The organism is Flavobacterium caseinilyticum (genome assembly GCF_004349085.1).
GTDB classification, from domain to species: Bacteria; Bacteroidota; Bacteroidia; order Flavobacteriales; family Flavobacteriaceae; genus Flavobacterium; species Flavobacterium caseinilyticum.
Genome location: NZ_SMFM01000003.1, coordinates 62,208 through 81,294, shown reverse-complemented (window position 1 = coordinate 81,294; position 19,087 = coordinate 62,208). Strand labels below are relative to the sequence as shown.

The window sequence follows — 19,087 nt, the reverse complement described above, 5'->3', positions numbered from 1 at the left end:
AAATGCTACTTAAAAGCAAAGATACAAATATCTTGTTTTTAAGTAGCATTTAAATTAATGGTATGCTATAATTTATGAATTCTGAGCTTTGAAAGTTTTGAATTTTTCAATTAATTGTGGAATAATTTCAAATGCATCGCCTACAATTCCGTAATCAGCCACTTTGAAAAATGGTGCTTCCGGATCACTGTTGATCACAACTTTTACTTTAGAAGAGTTGATTCCAGCAATGTGTTGTATTGCTCCAGAAATTCCAATGGCAATATAAAGATTTGTAGCTACCGGTTTTCCAGTTTGTCCTACGTGTTCTCCGTGAGGTCTCCATCCTAAATCAGAAACTGGTTTTGAGCAAGCGGTTGCCGCTCCAAGAACGGTTGCCAATTCTTCTACCATTGCCCAGTTTTCAGGACCTTTTAATCCACGACCAGCTGAAACAACAATATCAGCATCAGCAATGGAAACTTTTCCGGAAACTTTTTCAACTGATTCTACTTTCACACCAAAATCATTGTCTCCAATAGTTGGGTTAAAATCTTCTTCCGTTAATGTTGAAGGCGTTTCAAAAATCCCATAAGAGTTTTTTGCAAGTCCAAGAACTTTTACGTCTGTTGCGATTTCAGTAATATTGAACGCTTTGTTTGAAAAAGCATTTCTTTTAACTTGAAAAGGCGACGTTGAAACCGGTAATCCAACCACATTTGATGCATAACCAGCTTCTAAAGCAACTGAAACAAGTGAAGAAAGATAAATACTATCTGTAGTTGAAGAAAGTAAAACTAATTTTACGTTTTCTTTTTGAGCCGCTTGTTTGATTACATCAGCATATGCTTTTGCAGTAAATCCCGATAATTTATCGTTGTTTACTTTTAAAACTTTATCTACTCCGTATTTTGATAATTCCGAAACGTCTCCAGCATTTACTGTTACAGCAGTAACGGTAGTTCCTAAACTTTCGGCTACTTTTTTTGCATACGAAGCCAATTCGAATGCTACTTTTTTAAATTTTCCTTCTGCGTATTCCGCGTATATTAATATTGACATGTTTTTTTATTTTAAATGTTGAATTATAAATTTTAAATGTATTTGAGAACGTTAATTCACAATTTAAAATTCATAATTTAAAATTATATTACTTTAGCTTCGTTGTGTAATAAATTGATTAATTCATCTAAATTGTCAGCAGCTATTAATTTCACGGCTGATTTAGGAGCTGGTTTTTCAAACTTTACTGCTTTTGTATTTACAGTAGCGTCAACTGGCTCCAGAATTGTCAATGCTTTTGTTCTTGCAGTCATGATTCCTCTCATGTTAGGAATACGCAAGTCTTTTTCTTCTACCAATCCTTTTTGTCCACCGATGATTAATGGTAAAGTAGTGGCAACAGTTTCTTTTCCACCGTCAATTTCGCGAACAGCTTTTACGCTTGTTCCATCAACAGTAAGACTTGTACAAGAATTAAGGAAATTGTATCCTAAAATTCCGGCTATCATTCCAGGAACCATTCCGCCATTGTAGTCTAAAGATTCTTTTCCGGCAATGATAACATCGTAACCTCCGTTTTTGATTACTTCAGCAAGTTGTTTGGCAACAAAAAATCCATCAGTAGGAGTAGCGTTTACACGAATTGCTTCGTTAGCGCCTATTGCTAAAGCTTTTCTTAAAGTAGGTTCAGTTTCTGGTCCTCCAACATTTACAACAGTAACCGTTGCTCCTTGTTGTTCTTGGAACCAAATAGCGCGCGTTAAACCAAATTCGTCATTAGGATTGATTACATATTGTACTCCATTGGTGTCAAATTCAGAATCGCCGTTGACAAAGTTAATTTTTGAAGTAGTATCAGGAACGTGACTGATGCAAACTAATATTTTCATACTTATATATTTAATTATTCGTAATTTCTTTTACAAATTTAAAATATTAATTTGAATAATATACTATGCATGCATAATATTTTTCGGTACTATTTCGATTTCGTAGCCCGGATAGCAGCGGCATCCTTCCTGTGGCGCCTTTAGCCACAGGAAGATACAGCGGAGAGCCGGAAATAGCTCCTGAAAATTAACACTGTAAATCCTGAATTAATTTAGGTTAATTTATGCTTTTAAGTGATATAAAATATTTATTTTTGCTTTTCGAAAATTAGACACATACAACATATAATATGAGAACGATACAATTTAGAGAGGCCATTTGCGAAGCGATGAGTGAAGAAATGCGTCACGATGAGTCCATATACTTAATGGGTGAAGAAGTTGCAGAATATAATGGTGCCTACAAAGCATCTAAAGGAATGCTTGCTGAGTTTGGTGCGAAAAGAGTGATTGATACTCCTATTGCTGAGCTTGGTTTTACTGGTATTGCAGTAGGATCGGCAATGAACGGATGCAGACCGATTGTGGAATACATGACGTTTAATTTTTGTTTAGTTGGGATTGACCAAATTATAAATAACGCTGCCAAAATGCGTCAGATGACTGGTGGACAATTTAATGTGCCAATCGTTTTTCGTGGTCCAACAGCTTCGGCAGGACAATTAGGAGCAACGCATTCCCAAGCATTAGAAAACTGGTTTGCGAACACTCCGGGTCTAAAAGTGGTAGTTCCATCTACTGTTTACGATGCGAAAGGTTTGTTGAAAGCGGCTATTCGTGACAACGATCCTGTGATTTTCATGGAATCTGAACAAATGTACGGTGATAAAGGAGAAGTGCCAGATGGTGAATACACGATTCCACTTGGAGTTGCTGACATCAAACGTGAAGGTACGGATGTAACGATTGTTTCTTTTGGAAAAATTATCAAAGAAGCACATATTGCTGCTGATGAATTAGCCAAAGAAGGAATTTCTTGTGAAATTATCGATTTGAGAACCGTGCGTCCTATGGACTATGAGACGATCTTAACATCGGTTAAAAAAACAAACAGATTAGTAGTTCTTGAGGAAGCATGGCCTTTTGCAAGTGTTGCTTCAGAAATTACATATATTGTTCAAGAGCGTGCTTTTGATTTCTTGGATGCGCCAATTCAACGTATTACAACTGCTGATACGCCAGCGCCTTATTCTCCGGTTTTATTGAAAGAATGGTTGCCAAATGCTGGTGACGTGGTAAAAGCGGTTAAAAAAGTAATGTATAAAAAATAGATCAATTAGATCCTTAGACTTCTTAGATTGTAAAATCTTAATCTAAAAATTCTAGCAATCTAAGAAGTCTACACTTCATAACTTCATCAATTATTTTTTTGATGAAGTTTTTTTTTTGGAATGATTATGAAAAAGAATTTGTTGTTTCTCTTGTTTTTTTCTCTTGTTACTGTTAACGCAGTTTTTGCTCAAACAAAGGTAAGTGGTGTGGTGGTTGACAAATTGAATCTGCCGATTCCCTTTGCTAATGTGGTTTTCAAGAACTCGAGTGAAGGAATTGTTGCTAATGAAGACGGTAAGTTTTATCTGGAATCGGCTAAAGAATATTCGGTACTATTGATAACTGCAGTTGGGTTTTCCGAAAAAGAAATTACATTGGAGAAATTTGTCAACTATAATTTAAAGATTCAGCTAAACGAAGCCGAAAGTTTAAATGAAGTACTCATTTTTACCGGAAAAACTTCGAAAAAGAACAATCCTGCTATTGAAATACTTCGAAAAATTTGGGAAAGAAAGCGTCAAAACGGCTTGTATTTGTTTGACCAATACCAAATGGAGAAGTATGAGAAAATAGAATTTGACATGAATTCTATTGACAGTGCTTTCATGAAAAGCAAACTTTTCAAAGGGATGGAATTTATCTTTAATCAAATGGATACTTCAAAAATCACCGGTAAAACGTATTTACCGATTTTTGTCAACGAATCTTTGAATGACGTTTACGGAGACAATAAGCTGAAGAAACTTAAAGAGAAACTGAAAGCCAGTAAAACGTCCGGTTTTAATGGGAACCAACAGATTTTGACTTTTGTAAAAGATTTATACTCCAACTACGACATCTACAATAATTACTTAACTTTTTTTGACAAAAGTTTCACCAGTCCATTATCTAAAACAGGGATTGATGTCTATAACTATGTTTTGAAAGACAGTGCATATATTGATAAAAAATGGTGTTATAATATTGTATTTTATCCAAGGCGTAAAAACGAATTGACTTTCAAAGGAGATTTTTGGGTCAATGATTCGACTTTTGCCATTAAAAAAATCAATATGGCGGTAACCAAAAGCGCCAATATCAACTGGGTAAAAGACATTTATTTGGAGCAGGAATTTGAAGTGGTCAGCGATTCCGTATTTTTATTAACGAAGGATTATTTGATGTCCGATTTTGCTTTAAACAAAAAAGAAAACTCAAAAGGCGTTTACGGAAAACGAACTACTTATTACAGAAACCATCAGTTTAATATAGAAAAACCGGTCGCCTTTTATAAAGAGGAAGTCAATTATGTCGACGCAGCTGTCTTCAATAAAACGGATGAATATTGGGACGAAAATCGATTCGAAAACTTAACCAAGGACGAATTGGGCGTTTACAAAATGCTGGATACGTTGCAAACGGTCAAAAAATACCAACAGATACACAATACGGTTCAAATTCTGGCGAGCGGATTTTTGCCAATTGGGAATTTTGATTTTGGTCCTATTTTTTCCACATTTGGGTACAATGAAGTTGAAGGCGTTCGCCTGCGAGCGGGAGGAAGAACGTATTTTGGTACTGCAGACACTTGGCGTTTACAAGGCTATACCGCATATGGTTTTAAGGATGATAAATTCAAATACGGATTTTCGGGAAAATGGATGGTTGATAAGAAAAAAAGAATCATTTTGTCCGCAGGAAACAGGCGTGATATCGAACAAATTGGTGCGAGTCTCACTACAACTTACGATATTTTAGGCCGAAGTTTTGCTTCATCTTCCGTATTTTCGTCAGGAAATAACGGGAAATTGACAAACATTAACCTGAGTAATATCGCGGTAGAAATTGAACCCGTTAAAAATTTGATTTTTCAAACCGGAATTTCCTATCGCACACTCGAATCTGCATCGCCAACTTTCAGTCTGGATTATTACACAGATATTCCAAATGCTGTCACAAAAAGCGATGTGAGACAGTCAGAGGTTAACTTTCAGGTTGAATACAGTCCTAAAAGACAAACAATCGGATTTGCAGTAGAGAGAGAAATTGTGGAAAGTCCGTACAGTCGCTTTTTTATCAATTACAGTCATGGATTTAAAGGATTATTAAACAGTGATTTCAAATATGACAAACTGCAGTTGTATTATAAACAACCTATAATTATTGGGCCTTTGGGGCGTACGAATATCATAATGGAAGTGGGGAAAACCTTTGGAACCGTTCCTTTGGGATTGATGAGTGTTATCCCGGGAAATCAAACTTTTTTCATACTTGAAAATACCTTTAACAACCTTAATTTTTATGAATTTGTTGCAGACCAATACGCTACTTTGCAGTGGAATCACAATTTTAATGGTCGGTTATTCTCCAGAATACCGTTTATGCGTAAACTGAATTGGAGAGAAATTGTAGCCGTAAAAGGTGTTTACGGAACCATTTCTGATGAAAACCGAGCGATTAATGCCTCGGGTTTAATGTATAGTGCACCCGAAAAAGTGTATTGGGAATACAGCGCCGGAATTGGGAATATCTTCAAAGTTTTACGCATCGATTTTGCTTGGCGCGGTAATTATCTCAACACGCCGGACACCAATCGTTTTACTGTAAAAGCAGCGATTGGGTTTCATTTTTAGGAGCTATTCCTCCCGAAGCTTCGGGATGTACACTAAATCCACGCTAAAAGGCGTGGGATGCCGTTTCCTCCCGTAACTACGGGACGGGCTAAAAAAAAATCAGTTTATGCAAGAAGCAATCGACTATCTTTCAGAAAAAGATAGCATTTTCAAGGACATTATCGAACAATATGGGATGCCAAACATTCCCAAAAGACCGGAAGGTTTTGAGACTTTGGTATTATTGATTTTGGAACAGCAGGTTTCTATAGATTCGGCTAAAGCCACTTTTTTAAAAGTTAAAGCAATTCAAGAAATTCTCACGCCCGAAATTCTTCTTCACATATCGGATGCCGAATTTAGGAATCTTGGCGTAAGCCGTCAGAAAACGTCTTATATTAAAGCTTTGGCGACAGCAATATTAAATAAGGATATTGATTTAGAAAGTTTATCGACAAAAACAACTCAGCAAGTACGGGAAGAACTCATCAAAATCAAAGGAATAGGAAACTGGACTATCGATATTTATTTGATGTTTTGTTTGCAAGCTCCGGATTTATTACCGTTGGGAGATATTGCGGTAGTAAATACCATCAAGGAATTACTGGATATTCACGAAAAAGAGAAAATGGAAGTTCATTCAAAGCAATGGAGTCCGTACCGATCTTTTGCAACCTATCTTTTGTGGCACCATTATTTAAACAAACGAAATAGAAAAGTAATTTACTAAAGTACTCACTGTTAAAATTTAATCAACAGATAACATACATTTTTTATTGTAGAAAGGGATACTTTCCTTATTTTTGCAGCCATAATTATAGAAAAGAAAAAATTAAAATGACTGCAGACAAATTAACAACTTTCGATGTCTTAATCGAAATACCAAGAGGAAGTAGAAATAAATACGAATATGATTTCGAAATAAAAAGAATGCGTTTTGACAGAATGTTATTTTCTTCAATGATGTATCCGGCTGATTATGGATTTATCCCGGAAACATTAGCATTAGACGGAGATCCATTGGATGTTTTGGTTTTGGTAAATGAACCAACTTTTCCCGGATGTGTGATGGAAGTAAAACCTATTGGTGTTTTCCACATGGCAGATGATAAAGGACCGGATGAAAAAGTAATTTGCGTTCCTGTTTCAGATCCAATCTGGAATTCATTGAATGATTTATCAGATATGAATCCACACTTATTAAAAGAAATCGAACATTTCTTTCAGGTTTATAAAGATCTTGAAAATAAAAAAGTTGATGTAGGCGGATGGGGCGATGTAAATGAAGCGTATGCCATTATTAAAGAATGTACGGAGCGTTTTAATCAAATTGAAAATAAACCAGAAGGATTATTTAGTATAAAATAATTTCATATCCAATTTTTACAAAAAAAGCAATATTCTGTTAAGAGTATTGCTTTTTTGTTTAAATTCGTTTCGTTACACTATTAATATTAACCAAAAACCAAACCAAAATTATGAATACAATAATGATTTATTTGCCAATAGCCATGGCATTTATCGGACTGGCATTTATGTTTACAAAACGAGCATGGGTTTTAAAACAAGATCCTGGCGACGGTAAGATGAAAGAGATTTCAGATTATATTTACGAAGGAGCCTTGGCTTTCCTGAAAGCAGAATATAGGTTGTTGACTTTCTTTGTTATTGGTGCGAGTATTGTTTTAGCGGGAATTTCATTTATCGTTCCTACTACGCACATATTAATAGTGGTTGCTTTTGTTTTCGGCGCATTCTTCTCGGCTTTGGCGGGGAATATGGGAATGAAAATAGCAACAAAAACAAATGTTAGAACCACGCAGGCTGCACGCACCAGTTTGCCGCAAGCCTTAAAAGTATCTTTTGGCGGCGGAACCGTAATGGGATTAGGAGTTGCTGGTTTAGCCGTTTTAGGATTGACCACTTTCTTTATATTTTTCTTTCACTTTTTTATGAACGGCGTTTGGACTTCTACAGAAGACATGACCATTGTATTGGAAACGTTAGCCGGATTTTCTCTTGGAGCTGAATCTATCGCTTTGTTTGCCAGAGTTGGCGGTGGAATTTACACCAAAGCGGCCGATGTCGGTGCTGATTTAGTGGGGAAAATAGAAGCTGGAATTCCTGAAGATGATCCTCGTAATCCAGCTACAATTGCGGATAATGTAGGTGATAATGTGGGTGATGTTGCCGGAATGGGTGCCGATTTATTTGGTTCTTATGTAGCAACCGTTTTAGCGGCCATGGTTCTTGGGAATTATGTCATCAAAGATATGGGCGGAAATCTTCAAGATGCTTTTGGCGGAATAGGACCTATTTTATTACCAATGGCAATTGCCGGTTTCGGAATCTTATTTTCTATTATCGGAACGATGTTAGTGAAAATTACAGATGATAATGCCAAGGAAGCACAAGTTCAAAAAGCATTAAATATAGGAAACTGGGTTTCTATTGTATTAACAGCTATTGCTTGTTTTTTCTTAGTACAATATATGTTGCCGGAAACGATGCAAATGAATTTCTTTGGCGAAGGGACTAAAGAAATTTCCTCGATGCGTGTTTTTTATGCCGCAATTGTTGGATTAGTAGTTGGAGCTGTTATTTCATCTGTTACAGAATATTACACAGGATTAGGTACAAAACCCGTTATGGCAATTGTTCAAAAATCATCAACAGGAGCCGGAACAAACGTAATTGCAGGTTTGGCAACCGGAATGATTTCGACGTTTCCAACGGTCTTATTATTTGCTGCTGCGATTTGGATATCGTATGCTTTTGCAGGATTTTATGGTGTGGCTTTGGCTGCTTCCGCGATGATGGCTACAACGGCAATGCAATTGGCAATCGATGCTTTCGGGCCAATATCTGATAACGCCGGAGGAATTGCTGAAATGAGCGAACTACCTAAAGAAGTACGCACCAGAACAGATATCTTAGATTCTGTAGGAAATACAACGGCAGCAACTGGAAAAGGATTTGCAATCGCTTCGGCGGCGCTAACTTCATTGGCTTTATTTGCTGCTTATGTAACGTTTACAGGAATTGACGGAATCAATATTTTTAAAGCGCCTGTTTTAGCGATGTTATTTGTGGGCGGAATGATACCGGTAGTTTTCTCGGCTTTGGCCATGAATTCTGTTGGAAAAGCCGCAATGGATATGGTGTATGAAGTACGTCGTCAGTTCAGGGAAATTCCAGGAATTATGGAAGGAACCGGAAAACCAGAATATGCAAAATGTGTTGATATTTCTACTAAAGCGGCTTTGCGCGAAATGATGTTACCGGGAATTTTGACTATTGGTTTTCCAATTGCAATTGTTCTGTTAGGGAAGTTGGTTTATTCAGATAATAACCAGTTAATTGCAGAAATGCTGGGAGGTTATATGGCCGGAGTTACCGTTTCGGGTGTGTTGTGGGCTGTTTTTCAAAACAATGCAGGTGGTGCGTGGGACAACGCCAAAAAATCTTTTGAAGCTGGTGTTCTGATTAATGGTGAAATGACATATAAAGGTTCAGATGCGCACAAAGCGGCGGTTACTGGAGATACTGTTGGAGATCCGTTCAAAGATACTTCCGGGCCATCAATGAATATTTTGATTAAATTAACCTGTTTAATTGGACTTGTAATTGCTCCGATTTTAGGAAATGGAAGTCATACTCTTTCTAGCACTGCAGCTTGTTGCACTACCAGTAAAATGTGCGCTTCAATGTCTAAAGAAGAATGTCTCGCCAAAGGATGTGACAGCAAAACGTGTAAATTTATGAATGCTTCCGGAGTAGCAACTGCAATGGTTTCTAAAGAAGTTTCTATCGAAAAAACAAATGTGGATGGTAAAGTAAAAGCGACAATCAAAACAACCATAAACGGAAAAGAAGACATTCAAAATTTTGAAGGAACTGATGCAGAAGTTCAGGCAAAAATTGATGTTTTGAAGTAATTAAAAGTAATTTCGAACAAAAAATGCCTCGCAATTTGCGAGGCATTTTTTGTTTGAAATTAAAAAATTATTGTTCTAATGCATATTCTTTAATTAAAGTTGAAGCTGGAATATGAAGTGTTTCTGTTAAAACTCTAATTTGTTTAATTGTTAAAGCTCTTTTACGTTTAAAAATTTCAGTTACTCTGGAGCGGCTATTTAAAATCACTCCTAAATCAGCATCTGTAAGTCCGTTTTGCTCCATCATGAATTTTATCGCTTCAATAGGATCTGGCTCAGGAATAGGATAATGTATTTGTTCATATTTTTCTACAAGGGTAACTAGAATATCTAATTCATCACCCTCATTTGTGTTTGGTTTAGCATCAAAAAGAATGTTTATTCTCTCTAAAGCTAAATCATAATCTTTTTCTGTTTTTATAGGATTTATTTCCATTTTATAAGTTTTTAATATCTTTCAAATTGTCATATTCAGGATGAGTTCCAATAAACAAAATATATACAATTTGCGTTACATAATTAATTTTTACGATTAATCGATAATGGTTGCCACAAATATTAAATACGACTTTATTATTTCCAATAAAATCAGCTGAACCAAAAATTGATTTTATAGAATTCGAATTCTCAAATACTTTTTTATCAAATACCTGATACCAAGATAATAATTGCTGTTTTGAGTTTGGATATTGCTCCCAAAAATTTTGTAAGGTTCTTTTAGCGATTATTCTCATACGTTATTTTCTATGTCAAAGATAGTTAAAAATTCCCTATTTGGGAAAAATTAATTTTGTGTTTTAATTTATTAATCAGTGACTTATGAAAATGTTTATCAGTTGATTTGTGGTGCGGGTTTAAAATTTAATTATAGAATGATAGTTTTTGATAAAATGCTATTAATGGCACTTATAATTTAGGAGAAGGCAATTAGTAAAACAAATGTAAATACATAAAAATCTTTTAAAAAAAATGCCTCGCAATTGTGAGGCATTTTTGATTCTGAAAATCTGTGGTAATTTGTGCAATCTGTGTTTTAAAACAACCCATTTAATTCCGCATCAATTCGGTTAAAAATATTTCCTAAATCTTCAGGATTGTCAACAAAATTTATGTTGTCAACGTCAATAATCAATAATTTTCCTTTGTCGTAGGTTTGAATCCAACCTTCGTATCTTTCATTCAGTCGACTCAAATATTCAATAGAAATTGAGTTTTCGTATTCACGACCTCGTTTGTGTATTTGCCCTACTAAATTAGGGATTGAACTTCTTAAATAAATCAATAAATCAGGTGCTTTAACTGTGGATTCCATCAATTCAAAAAGTGAAGAGTAATTCTGGAAATCCCGATTAGTCATTAAGCCCATTGCATATAAATTAGGAGCAAAAATATGTGCATCTTCATAAATAGTTCGGTCCTGAATGATTTTCTTACCGCTTTCGCGAATTTGCATTACCTGACGGAAACGACTATTCAAGAAATAAATTTGCAAATTAAACGACCAACGTTCCATTTGATGGTAAAAATCATCTAGGTACGGATTGTCGACAACGTCTTCATAATGTGGTTCCCACTTGAAATGTTTCGCTAACAAGCGTGTTAAAGTTGTCTTTCCAGAGCCTATGTTTCCTGCTATTGCTATGTGCATTACGGTATTATGATTTTATAATTTGTAATTCCTTCGGATGTAAAAATAGATAAAATTTGGTCTTTGTAATAGAATTTTTTAAAGCTTTTTTCTGCAATTTTAATCTCCGTTTTTTGATCTTTTTCCAAATCCTGAAAAATTAAAATCCCATTTGCAGAATAGACAAACTGGTTTTTATTTATAATTTCAATCGATTCAAAATCAGGTACTTTTCCGTTGTTAGTAATTCTTCCAAAAATATCACAGGCATACCAATTGTTTTTGTTATCAACCCAATGAAATGTATTAAAATCCGAAAAATAATTCTTAATACTTTCCGTAAAAGGAACTGAAATAGTCTTGTAAATATTGTTCAAATAATCATATAATCCCAGTTGCTGATTCATACTGTTATAAATCCAAAGCTGATTTTGAGAAGCTATTCCAACTGCTGAAGCGACAATAGGAATCACATTTTCTGAAAAATTGATTTTTTGGGTTTCATTCAATTGATTGTCCAAAATGACAACTGTATTGAAATTTTCGTAAAACAAAACGATTTTAAGTGGATTTTGCAGGTCTACTTTGGTGATTTTACCCAAAGGAATATTCTTGTATTCTATTGTATCCAGCGTTCCAACTTTAGAAAAGACATTGTTTTTGATGGTGTAATAAAAACCAAAAGGGTCGTATCCCAGAAATTGATCACCGTCAAAACGGATCGAATCCATTCTAACAGCAGTTGGCTTTAGGTTCTGAGCAATCACCATTGAAAATGAACCGATAAATAGTAATAGCATTGCTTTTTTCATGAAAGCGAAATTACAATTAAACCTTATACAATTTTGATTGTCTTATTATTATTTTAACAGAATACTTGTAACAAAAATAGTATTTTTCACTCTTATTTATCAAAATCCAATAGTATGTATAAAGTAATTTTCACATTAGTATTAGCAGTCGCATCATTTATGGGACTTCAAGCTCAGGAATTTCAAGGAATGGCGGTGTATGAATCAAGAACCAGCACCTCCGATTTTAAATCCCGAATGGAGGGAAACAAAAATATGACTCCGGATATGCAGAAGAGGATTGAGGAAAGTATGAAGAAAATGTTCGAAAAAACATTTATCCTCAACTTCAATAAAACGGCCTCTATTTATAAGGAAGAAGAAAAGTTAGAAGCGTCAACACAAGGTGGTGGTGGATTCCGAATGATGTCAAGCTTTGCAGGCGGCGGCGGTACCTATTACAAAAATGTAAAAGACAAGCAATACAGTAACGATAAAGAGTTTATGGGGAAAGAATTCTTGGTCAAAGATTCGCTTACGAGTCTTGCCTGGAAAATGGAAGCTGAAACAAGAATAATTGGAGGATATACTTGTTATAAAGCCACGGCTATAAAAAAACCTAGTGCAACTGATTTTAGAAACATGAGACCGAGAAAAGAGGATGGAGATAAAAAAGAGGGAGCAAAACCAGCAGATGATAAAAAAACAAATTTTTTAGATGCGGTTGAAGTACCTAAAGAAATAGTAATTACTGCATGGTATACCCCAGAAATACCAGTTAGCCAAGGTCCAGAAGGATATTGGGGTTTACCCGGATTAATTTTGGAAGTGAATGATGGTAGAACAACCATTTTATGTTCTAAAGTTGTACTGAATCCAAAGGATAAAGTAGAAATTAAGGCCGTAACCAAAGGAAAAGTAGTTTCTCAAAAAGAGTATGACGAAGCCGTAATGAAAAAAATGGAAGAATTCAGAGAGATGAATCAAGGACGTGGCGGTAGAGAAGGCGGCATGCAAATTCGTTTTGGAAATTAATATCTGTAGTTATACACCCAATTAAAATGAGAAAAATTCTAGTTCTGATCGCCCTTGTGGTGGTTTCTATTTCCTATGCTCAAAATATCCGTTTGGAAGGAGTTGTACAAGATAAAGCGAAACTGCCTTTAGAAATGGCCAATGTTATGGCGGTTAATCAAACTACTAAAGCGATGGATGCCTATGCCATAACGACTGACAAAGGGAAGTTTATGTTGAACCTTAAAGCTAATACTACGTATGTCATTAAACTTAGTTATTTGGGTATGCAAAATAAGGAAGTTACCGTGACAACTCTAGCCGAAAATATGTTGCAAAACATCACTATGGAATCAGGCGGGATCGAGCTTGATGGCGTAGAAATTGTACGTGAAATGCCAGTGTCTATAAAAGGAGACACAATTGTGTACAATACGGATTCGTTTAAAACTGGCGAAGAGCGCAAACTTGAAGATGTGTTTAAAAAACTGCCGGGGTTTGAGGTAATGGCTGACGGTCAGGTGCAAGTAGAGGGAAAAAAAGTTGCTAAACTATTTGTAAATGGCAAACCCTTTATGGAGGGAGATACTAAGTTAGGCTCAAAAAATATTCCTTCGGATGCTGTTGATAAAGTACAAGTGCTGCGAAATTTCAACGAAGTATCGCAAATGAAAGGACTTGAAAATAACAACGATGATATTGCGATTAACATTAAACTCAAAAAAGGAAAAGATAAATTTTGGTTTGGTGATGTAAGTGCTGGTTTAGCAAATGACGAAGGCTATATTGTTAATCCAAAAATCTTTTATTACTCCCCAAAAACCAGTATCAACTCTATCGTTAATTTGAATAATATTGGTGAGGTATCTTTGACTTCTGCAGATTTTTTTAGAATAACAGGTGGAGCAAGAAACACTATTGGTCGCAGCGGGACAACACTTACGCTTAATCGTAACTTTTTTGGTTTATCTGGCGGCGATAATGTGGCCAAAGCGAGTGACAAATTTGGGACACTCAATGTGAATCATTCGGTTTCAAAAAAATGGACGCTATCCGGTTTTGCGGCTTATTCATCTACCTACAATCAGTCTATTACTAACTCAGAAAGAGGGATTTTTGAACCCAATACCACAAATATAGCGACCTTAGAAAACAGAAAAAACAATTCAGATTCTAAAAACAATGCGTTTATTGCAAAATTTGGTTCTAAATACAAAGCCAATGATAATTTTCAATTGGATTATGATGCGTTCTTTAGAAAAAATGACCAACAAGATGTAGACAATAGCCAGACTAATTTTAGCTCGATGATCAATGGTTCGATGGTGTCTAATTCCAATACGGTTATTGCTTTTCAAAAACAAGCACCTGCCTCATTCAACCAAAGTTTAAATTTGTTTTATACACAAAATCCAAAGTCTACTTGGGTACTCGAAATGCAACATCAATACGAAGACGAAGATCCATTTTACAATCCGCAACTTTCTGTCAATCCGTATCAAAACGCTACTTCGCAAAACCCAAATGATCCTAGTGCGGTTTTTGTTAATGAGAATTCATTAAATATTGAACAATCCAGATTTGTAAAAACAAATAAGTTAGATGCAAAAATCGATTACTTTTATCAAATTTCGAACAAAAGTATATTGAATGTAACTGCAGGAAATACGAACGCTTTTCAGTCGTATAATTCGAGTATTTTACAAATATTACAAGACCAAACGGTTAATCCTGTTGAGCAAGCGGCATATAATAATGATGTAAGATACCGTTTTAATGATGCGTTTTTGGGATTGCATTATAAATTTATTGTAGGTAAGTTTACATTTAATCCTGGTTTCTCTGTTCATCAATACAATACCACCAATGAGCAATTTGGTAATCCTTTCAAACTTAATTTTACACGATTATTACCGGATATGTTTGCGCGTTGGGATTTGAAAAAATCGGAAAATTTGACGTATAACTTTAATGTGAGAAACGGTTTTAATGATGTAAATGCGTTGGTCGAAGGGTATGTTTTTACGAATTTTAATAGCATTGCGCGTGGAAATTCACAATTGGAGAACTCACTCGTAACCAGTCATAGACTGAATTACTCAAAGTATAATTTGTATAATTTCACGACAATTTTTGGAGGTATAGGGTATACAACTACAAAAAATCCTGTGGTAAATGGAATTCTGTTCCAAAGTATTTACTCTACATCGGATCGTTTGAATTTAGATGCTGAAAATGAAAATCTAAATGGGAATGTGTTTTATTCGAAAAGCTTCCAAAAGTATTATAAATTAACAGCGGGGATTAATGCTAATTGGAATCGGAATTTTGTACTAAACAGACGCCTGGTGAATGGAAATACTCAGGAATTTATTCAAGGCATCGAAAATGTCAATCATGGCTACAACTTGGCTTTTGCAACTCAGTTCAAAAAATATCCCAATGTAGATTTAGGTTACCGCATTAATTTTTCGGAGCAAGCAGCCAATCGATTTACTACTCAAACACCTACGGTCAAACTGAATTATTATTTCCTAAATGGTTTGAATGTCAATTGGGATTATGCCTTTAACCGTTTTAAAAATGAATCGACTGGTATTGCCAACGATTTTAAAATTATGACGGCTAGTTTGAATTATATTAAAAAAGACGCCAAATTTGAATACCGAATTCAGGCCAATAATTTATTAAATACTAGGTCTAGACTGAATAACTCCTTTAGCGTAAATGGTTTTAACGCAAATGAAAATGTTATTCTGCCTCGATTTGTAACCTTTATTGTAAAGTATAATTTATAGAGAAAGTTTGGATACTAAAAAAGGGGATTTTGCGTTGGCAAAATCCCCTTTTTCTATAATATAAATGTTGTATTACAATCCGAAAGCAGTTTTAACTTGGTCAACAAAATCCAATTTTTCCCAAGTGAACAATTCAACAGTAACTGTTTTTTCATTTCCACCTGGAGCAGAAAAAGTTTTAGTAACCGTTTCTGGAGTACGTCCCATGTGCCCGTAGGCAGCAGTTTCACTATAGATTGGGTTTCTTAATTTCAAACGTTGCTCGATAAAGTAAGGACGCATGTCAAAAATAGCTTCTACTTTTTTAGCAATTTCACCATTAGTCAAATTCACTTTTGCAGTTCCATATGTATCAATAAAAATACCCATTGGTTTAGCCACACCAATAGCATAGGAAACCTGCACTAAAATCTCGTCAGCAACACCTGCTGCAACTAGGTTTTTAGCAATATGACGTGTAGCATAAGCAGCACTTCTATCTACTTTACTTGGATCTTTTCCAGAAAATGCACCACCACCGTGAGCACCTTTTCCACCGTAAGTATCCACAATGATTTTTCTTCCTGTCAATCCAGTATCTCCGTGTGGTCCTCCAATTACGAATTTCCCCGTTGGGTTAATGTGGTATTGAATAGCGTCGTTAAATAAATGTGCATGCGTTGGATTTTTTGCAATAATCCTCGGAATCAATATTTCTACAAGATCTTTTTTGATTTTGGCAAGCATTGTTGCTTCTTCATCAAAATCATCATGTTGTGTCGAGATTACAATAGCATCAATGCGAGTTGGCTTGTTGTCATCGCTATATTCTAAAGTTACTTGAGATTTAGCATCCGGACGCAAATACGTAATTTCATTATTTTCACGTCTTAAAACAGCTAATTCCTGCAATAATTTATGAGATAAATCAAGTGCCAATGGCATATAATTTTCGGTTTCATTAGTGGCGTAACCAAACATCATTCCTTGGTCGCCTGCGCCTTGCTCTTCAGGATTTGCTCTATCAACACCTTGATTGATGTCGGCAGATTGTTCGTGAATAGCAGAAAGGATTCCACAAGAATTGGCTTCAAACATGTATTCGCTTTTCGTGTAACCAATTTTTCTGATTACGTCACGAGCGATTTGTTGTACATCTAAATAGGTATTTGATTTTACTTCACCCGCCAAAATTACCTGACCAGTAGTAACTAGAGTTTCACAAGCTACTTTTGAGTCAGCATCAAATGCTAAGAAATTATCAATTAATGCGTCTGAAATTTGATCTGCAATTTTGTCTGGATGTCCTTCGCTTACAGATTCTGACGTAAATAAATAGGCCATAATTATTATTATTTTTAAATTAAGCGAGAAAAAATAATTGCTGAAAAGGACTAAAGGAGTGTTCCTGCTTTAGCATTTTTTCTACTGAAAAATTATCAGCATCCACAATGAATTTGTTTCATTATGAAGAGGTTGCAATCAGTTCAAATTTTTCCTCTTGTATTCGGGTGCAAATGTATGAAACCATTTTGAATTGCAAATTAATCTTAACTTTTTTTTCCTGCAAAATTGTCTGCAACTTACAAATTATGGATAAAATCACTTCTTAGAAAAATTACGACAGCCTAGTGTTGGGCTTTTTATGTTTTTAATTTAATAATTTCTCACCTATTTCAATGTTAGCTACAAAAAACAACTTTTTTAGTGCTGTATTCTTTTTTTGCGTTTTGAAATAGCTCTCTATAATTAGAGCTTTAACAGTATTTTTACTGACTAATTTACGGTCTGCCAAATTTCATTTCAGAAGTAATCTTTTATAAATTTTTTCTGAAATATAATCCTGTAAAAATGCTTTATATCTGATATTGTGTTAGTTGGTCGTAATTTTTTTCTTGTGATAATTTTATTTCAGTAATTTGTTAAACAGTAAAACTAAAAAACTAAAATTTATTTAGATCTCTTTTTTTAAAATATGAAATGATAAGGAAAAAATAAGGTAATTAATAGACTGTTTTTTAGTTAAAAAAAGAGAAACCAAAGGGAAAGTAAACTATTCATTTTTAAAAAAATAAAATCATGAAAGCAAGCGAAAATATTTTTGGAGAAGCAATTACCATCAAAAGAACGGACAAAATTCATAGTCCGCAACATAATAATAAATGGGATAGATATCTGGATGATTATAATAATTATTTGAAAGAATATAAAAAACATTTTAAAAATTCCCAGAATGGAGACGAAATTTCGTTGTCATTATATCCTTATATGAAAGCAAAATGGGAAGTTTTAAAAGAAAGAATTGCCAAAGCTAGCGCTGAAAAACGTTTAACTGAAAAGCAAATAAAACGAGTAACTAAAATTAATATGAAAACAGTTTAATAGCGCTTTCAATAAAAGCATGAATGAGTAAAAGTACATTGGTTTGCGTATAATCAACAGCGCAAACATTAGGTGGGATTTATTTTTTAGATATAATTTATTATTGGCAATACAAACAACCATAAGAAATTTTAGTTTTTTCAAACTGGAATTTTATTAGGGTAACGGATACGAATACAAACAACTAAAAAATAAATACCATGAGAAGATCAAAGACAACTCCGTCAAGGCCGGATTTTAAAATCCAGGCAAAAAAAACAACTGTGATCCAGCCGGAAACTGTATTAATTCACCCTAGGTTTGAAATTAAAACTTCCGGTTCTACTGAAAAAAAAGCTCCTAATTCATTATTGGCTTTAATGTATTCTCAGGAAAATGACGTTCTTTTTATATGAATAAAAAGAATTATTACTGCTCGCAAATAGTCACAAAAAATGTTAAAATATCTTACTTTAAATGGTAAAAAACGACTTTATTAAAATTAACATTTCATCCAAAAACTTAAAAGCACCATTGATTTTAATGGATGCTTTTTTGTGCGTTTTAAAAATATATTTTCGCAAAAAGTAAAAAAGCAATTATCCGAAAAATTTGCTTGTTTAAAAAAATAGTGGTTAATTTGCTACTTTAAGTTCACAAACGTATTGAAATGTTATAAAGAAAGGCAGAGGGATTAGACCCGATGAGGCCTTAGCAACCCTTCGATTTATCGAAGAAGGTGCTGCATTCTACCACGCCAAACGTGGAAAGATAACACTAAGAATTTGTCTAGATAACTCCTAGCTTTCTTTCTAATATTTCCAAACACAGGTCAAAAATCATAA

Annotated in this window: 16 protein-coding genes and 1 riboswitch; of the genes, 9 read left to right on the top strand and 7 right to left on the bottom strand. The window is 34.6% G+C overall.

Annotated elements, in window-relative coordinates:
• Nucleotides 1-72 precede the first annotated feature (72 nt).
• Together E0F89_RS08795 and E0F89_RS08790 are read right to left on the bottom strand one after the other, a co-directional pair.
• Nucleotides 73-1,041, bottom strand: coding sequence for an electron transfer flavoprotein subunit alpha/FixB family protein (locus tag E0F89_RS08795; RefSeq protein ID WP_131909438.1), 969 nt, complete (start codon nucleotides 1,039-1,041; stop codon nucleotides 73-75).
• 83 nt (nucleotides 1,042-1,124) lie between these two features.
• A complete protein-coding gene (locus E0F89_RS08790) occupies nucleotides 1,125-1,871 on the bottom strand; it encodes an electron transfer flavoprotein subunit beta/FixA family protein (RefSeq protein ID WP_131909437.1) in 747 nt (248 codons plus the stop codon).
• Nucleotides 1,872-2,161: 290 nt separating this feature from the next.
• Here E0F89_RS08790 and E0F89_RS08785 point away from each other — a divergent pair, with 290 nt between their 5' ends.
• The 5 genes from E0F89_RS08785 to E0F89_RS08765 all read left to right on the top strand — a co-directional run bounded on the left by E0F89_RS08785 (nucleotide 2,162) and on the right by E0F89_RS08765 (nucleotide 9,672).
• Nucleotides 2,162-3,142 (top strand): pyruvate dehydrogenase complex E1 component subunit beta, encoded by a 981-nt coding sequence (locus tag E0F89_RS08785; protein WP_131909436.1) that lies wholly within the window; start codon nucleotides 2,162-2,164, stop codon nucleotides 3,140-3,142.
• Nucleotides 3,143-3,268: 126 nt separating this feature from the next.
• Entirely contained in the window at nucleotides 3,269-5,755 is a 2,487-nt protein-coding gene (locus E0F89_RS08780; protein WP_131909435.1) for a DUF5686 family protein, read from the top strand.
• A 106-nt stretch (nucleotides 5,756-5,861) separates the two neighbouring features.
• Entirely contained in the window at nucleotides 5,862-6,464 is a 603-nt protein-coding gene (locus E0F89_RS08775) for a DNA-3-methyladenine glycosylase family protein (protein ID WP_131909434.1), read from the top strand.
• A gap of 107 nt (nucleotides 6,465-6,571) precedes the next feature.
• Nucleotides 6,572-7,102: an inorganic diphosphatase gene (locus E0F89_RS08770; RefSeq protein ID WP_131909433.1), complete on the top strand. Its 531-nt coding sequence runs from the start codon at nucleotides 6,572-6,574 to the stop codon at nucleotides 7,100-7,102.
• Between the two features lie 110 nt (nucleotides 7,103-7,212).
• The gene (locus E0F89_RS08765) at nucleotides 7,213-9,672 is read left to right on the top strand and encodes a sodium-translocating pyrophosphatase (protein ID WP_131909432.1); all 2,460 of its coding nucleotides are present in this window, start codon (nucleotides 7,213-7,215) and stop codon (nucleotides 9,670-9,672) included.
• Between the two features lie 67 nt (nucleotides 9,673-9,739).
• Here the strand turns inward: E0F89_RS08765 and E0F89_RS08760 are convergent, their stop codons facing one another.
• From E0F89_RS08760 to E0F89_RS08745, 4 genes are all read right to left on the bottom strand, one after another.
• On the bottom strand, nucleotides 9,740-10,108 hold the full coding sequence (locus E0F89_RS08760) for a helix-turn-helix domain-containing protein (RefSeq protein WP_131909431.1): 369 nt from the start codon (nucleotides 10,106-10,108) through the stop codon (nucleotides 9,740-9,742).
• A gap of 1 nt (nucleotide 10,109) precedes the next feature.
• A complete protein-coding gene (locus tag E0F89_RS08755; protein WP_131909430.1) occupies nucleotides 10,110-10,406 on the bottom strand; it encodes a type II toxin-antitoxin system HigB family toxin in 297 nt (98 codons plus the stop codon).
• A gap of 299 nt (nucleotides 10,407-10,705) precedes the next feature.
• Nucleotides 10,706-11,320, bottom strand: coding sequence for a deoxynucleoside kinase (locus E0F89_RS08750; protein ID WP_131909429.1), 615 nt, complete (start codon nucleotides 11,318-11,320; stop codon nucleotides 10,706-10,708).
• Nucleotides 11,320-12,111, bottom strand: coding sequence for a hypothetical protein (locus E0F89_RS08745; RefSeq protein ID WP_131909428.1), 792 nt, complete (start codon nucleotides 12,109-12,111; stop codon nucleotides 11,320-11,322). Before E0F89_RS08745 ends, E0F89_RS08750 begins: the two co-directional genes overlap by 1 nt.
• A 114-nt stretch (nucleotides 12,112-12,225) precedes the next feature.
• Here E0F89_RS08745 and E0F89_RS08740 point away from each other — a divergent pair, with 114 nt between their 5' ends.
• Both E0F89_RS08740 and E0F89_RS08735 read left to right on the top strand, forming a co-directional pair.
• Nucleotides 12,226-13,125 (top strand): GLPGLI family protein, encoded by a 900-nt coding sequence (locus tag E0F89_RS08740; protein WP_131909427.1) that lies wholly within the window; start codon nucleotides 12,226-12,228, stop codon nucleotides 13,123-13,125.
• A 26-nt stretch (nucleotides 13,126-13,151) separates the two neighbouring features.
• A complete protein-coding gene (locus E0F89_RS08735) occupies nucleotides 13,152-15,902 on the top strand; it encodes a carboxypeptidase-like regulatory domain-containing protein (RefSeq protein WP_131909426.1) in 2,751 nt (916 codons plus the stop codon).
• A gap of 72 nt (nucleotides 15,903-15,974) precedes the next feature.
• On the opposite strand, the gene metK is transcribed toward E0F89_RS08735, so the two are convergent.
• Nucleotides 15,975-17,225 (bottom strand): methionine adenosyltransferase, encoded by a 1,251-nt coding sequence (gene metK, locus E0F89_RS08730; RefSeq protein WP_131909425.1) that lies wholly within the window; start codon nucleotides 17,223-17,225, stop codon nucleotides 15,975-15,977.
• Nucleotides 17,226-17,960: 735 nt separating this feature from the next.
• Between metK and E0F89_RS08725 the strand changes: the two genes are divergently transcribed.
• Both E0F89_RS08725 and E0F89_RS08720 read left to right on the top strand, forming a co-directional pair.
• Nucleotides 17,961-18,263 carry a hypothetical protein gene (locus E0F89_RS08725; protein ID WP_131909424.1) on the top strand — a complete coding sequence of 101 codons (303 nt, stop codon included), beginning with the start codon at nucleotides 17,961-17,963 and terminating at the stop codon, nucleotides 18,261-18,263.
• Between the two features lie 200 nt (nucleotides 18,264-18,463).
• On the top strand, nucleotides 18,464-18,658 hold the full coding sequence (locus E0F89_RS08720) for a hypothetical protein (RefSeq protein WP_131909423.1): 195 nt from the start codon (nucleotides 18,464-18,466) through the stop codon (nucleotides 18,656-18,658).
• 254 nt (nucleotides 18,659-18,912) lie between these two features.
• Nucleotides 18,913-19,020: riboswitch (SAM riboswitch) on the top strand.
• Nucleotides 19,021-19,087: the final 67 nt, after the last annotated feature.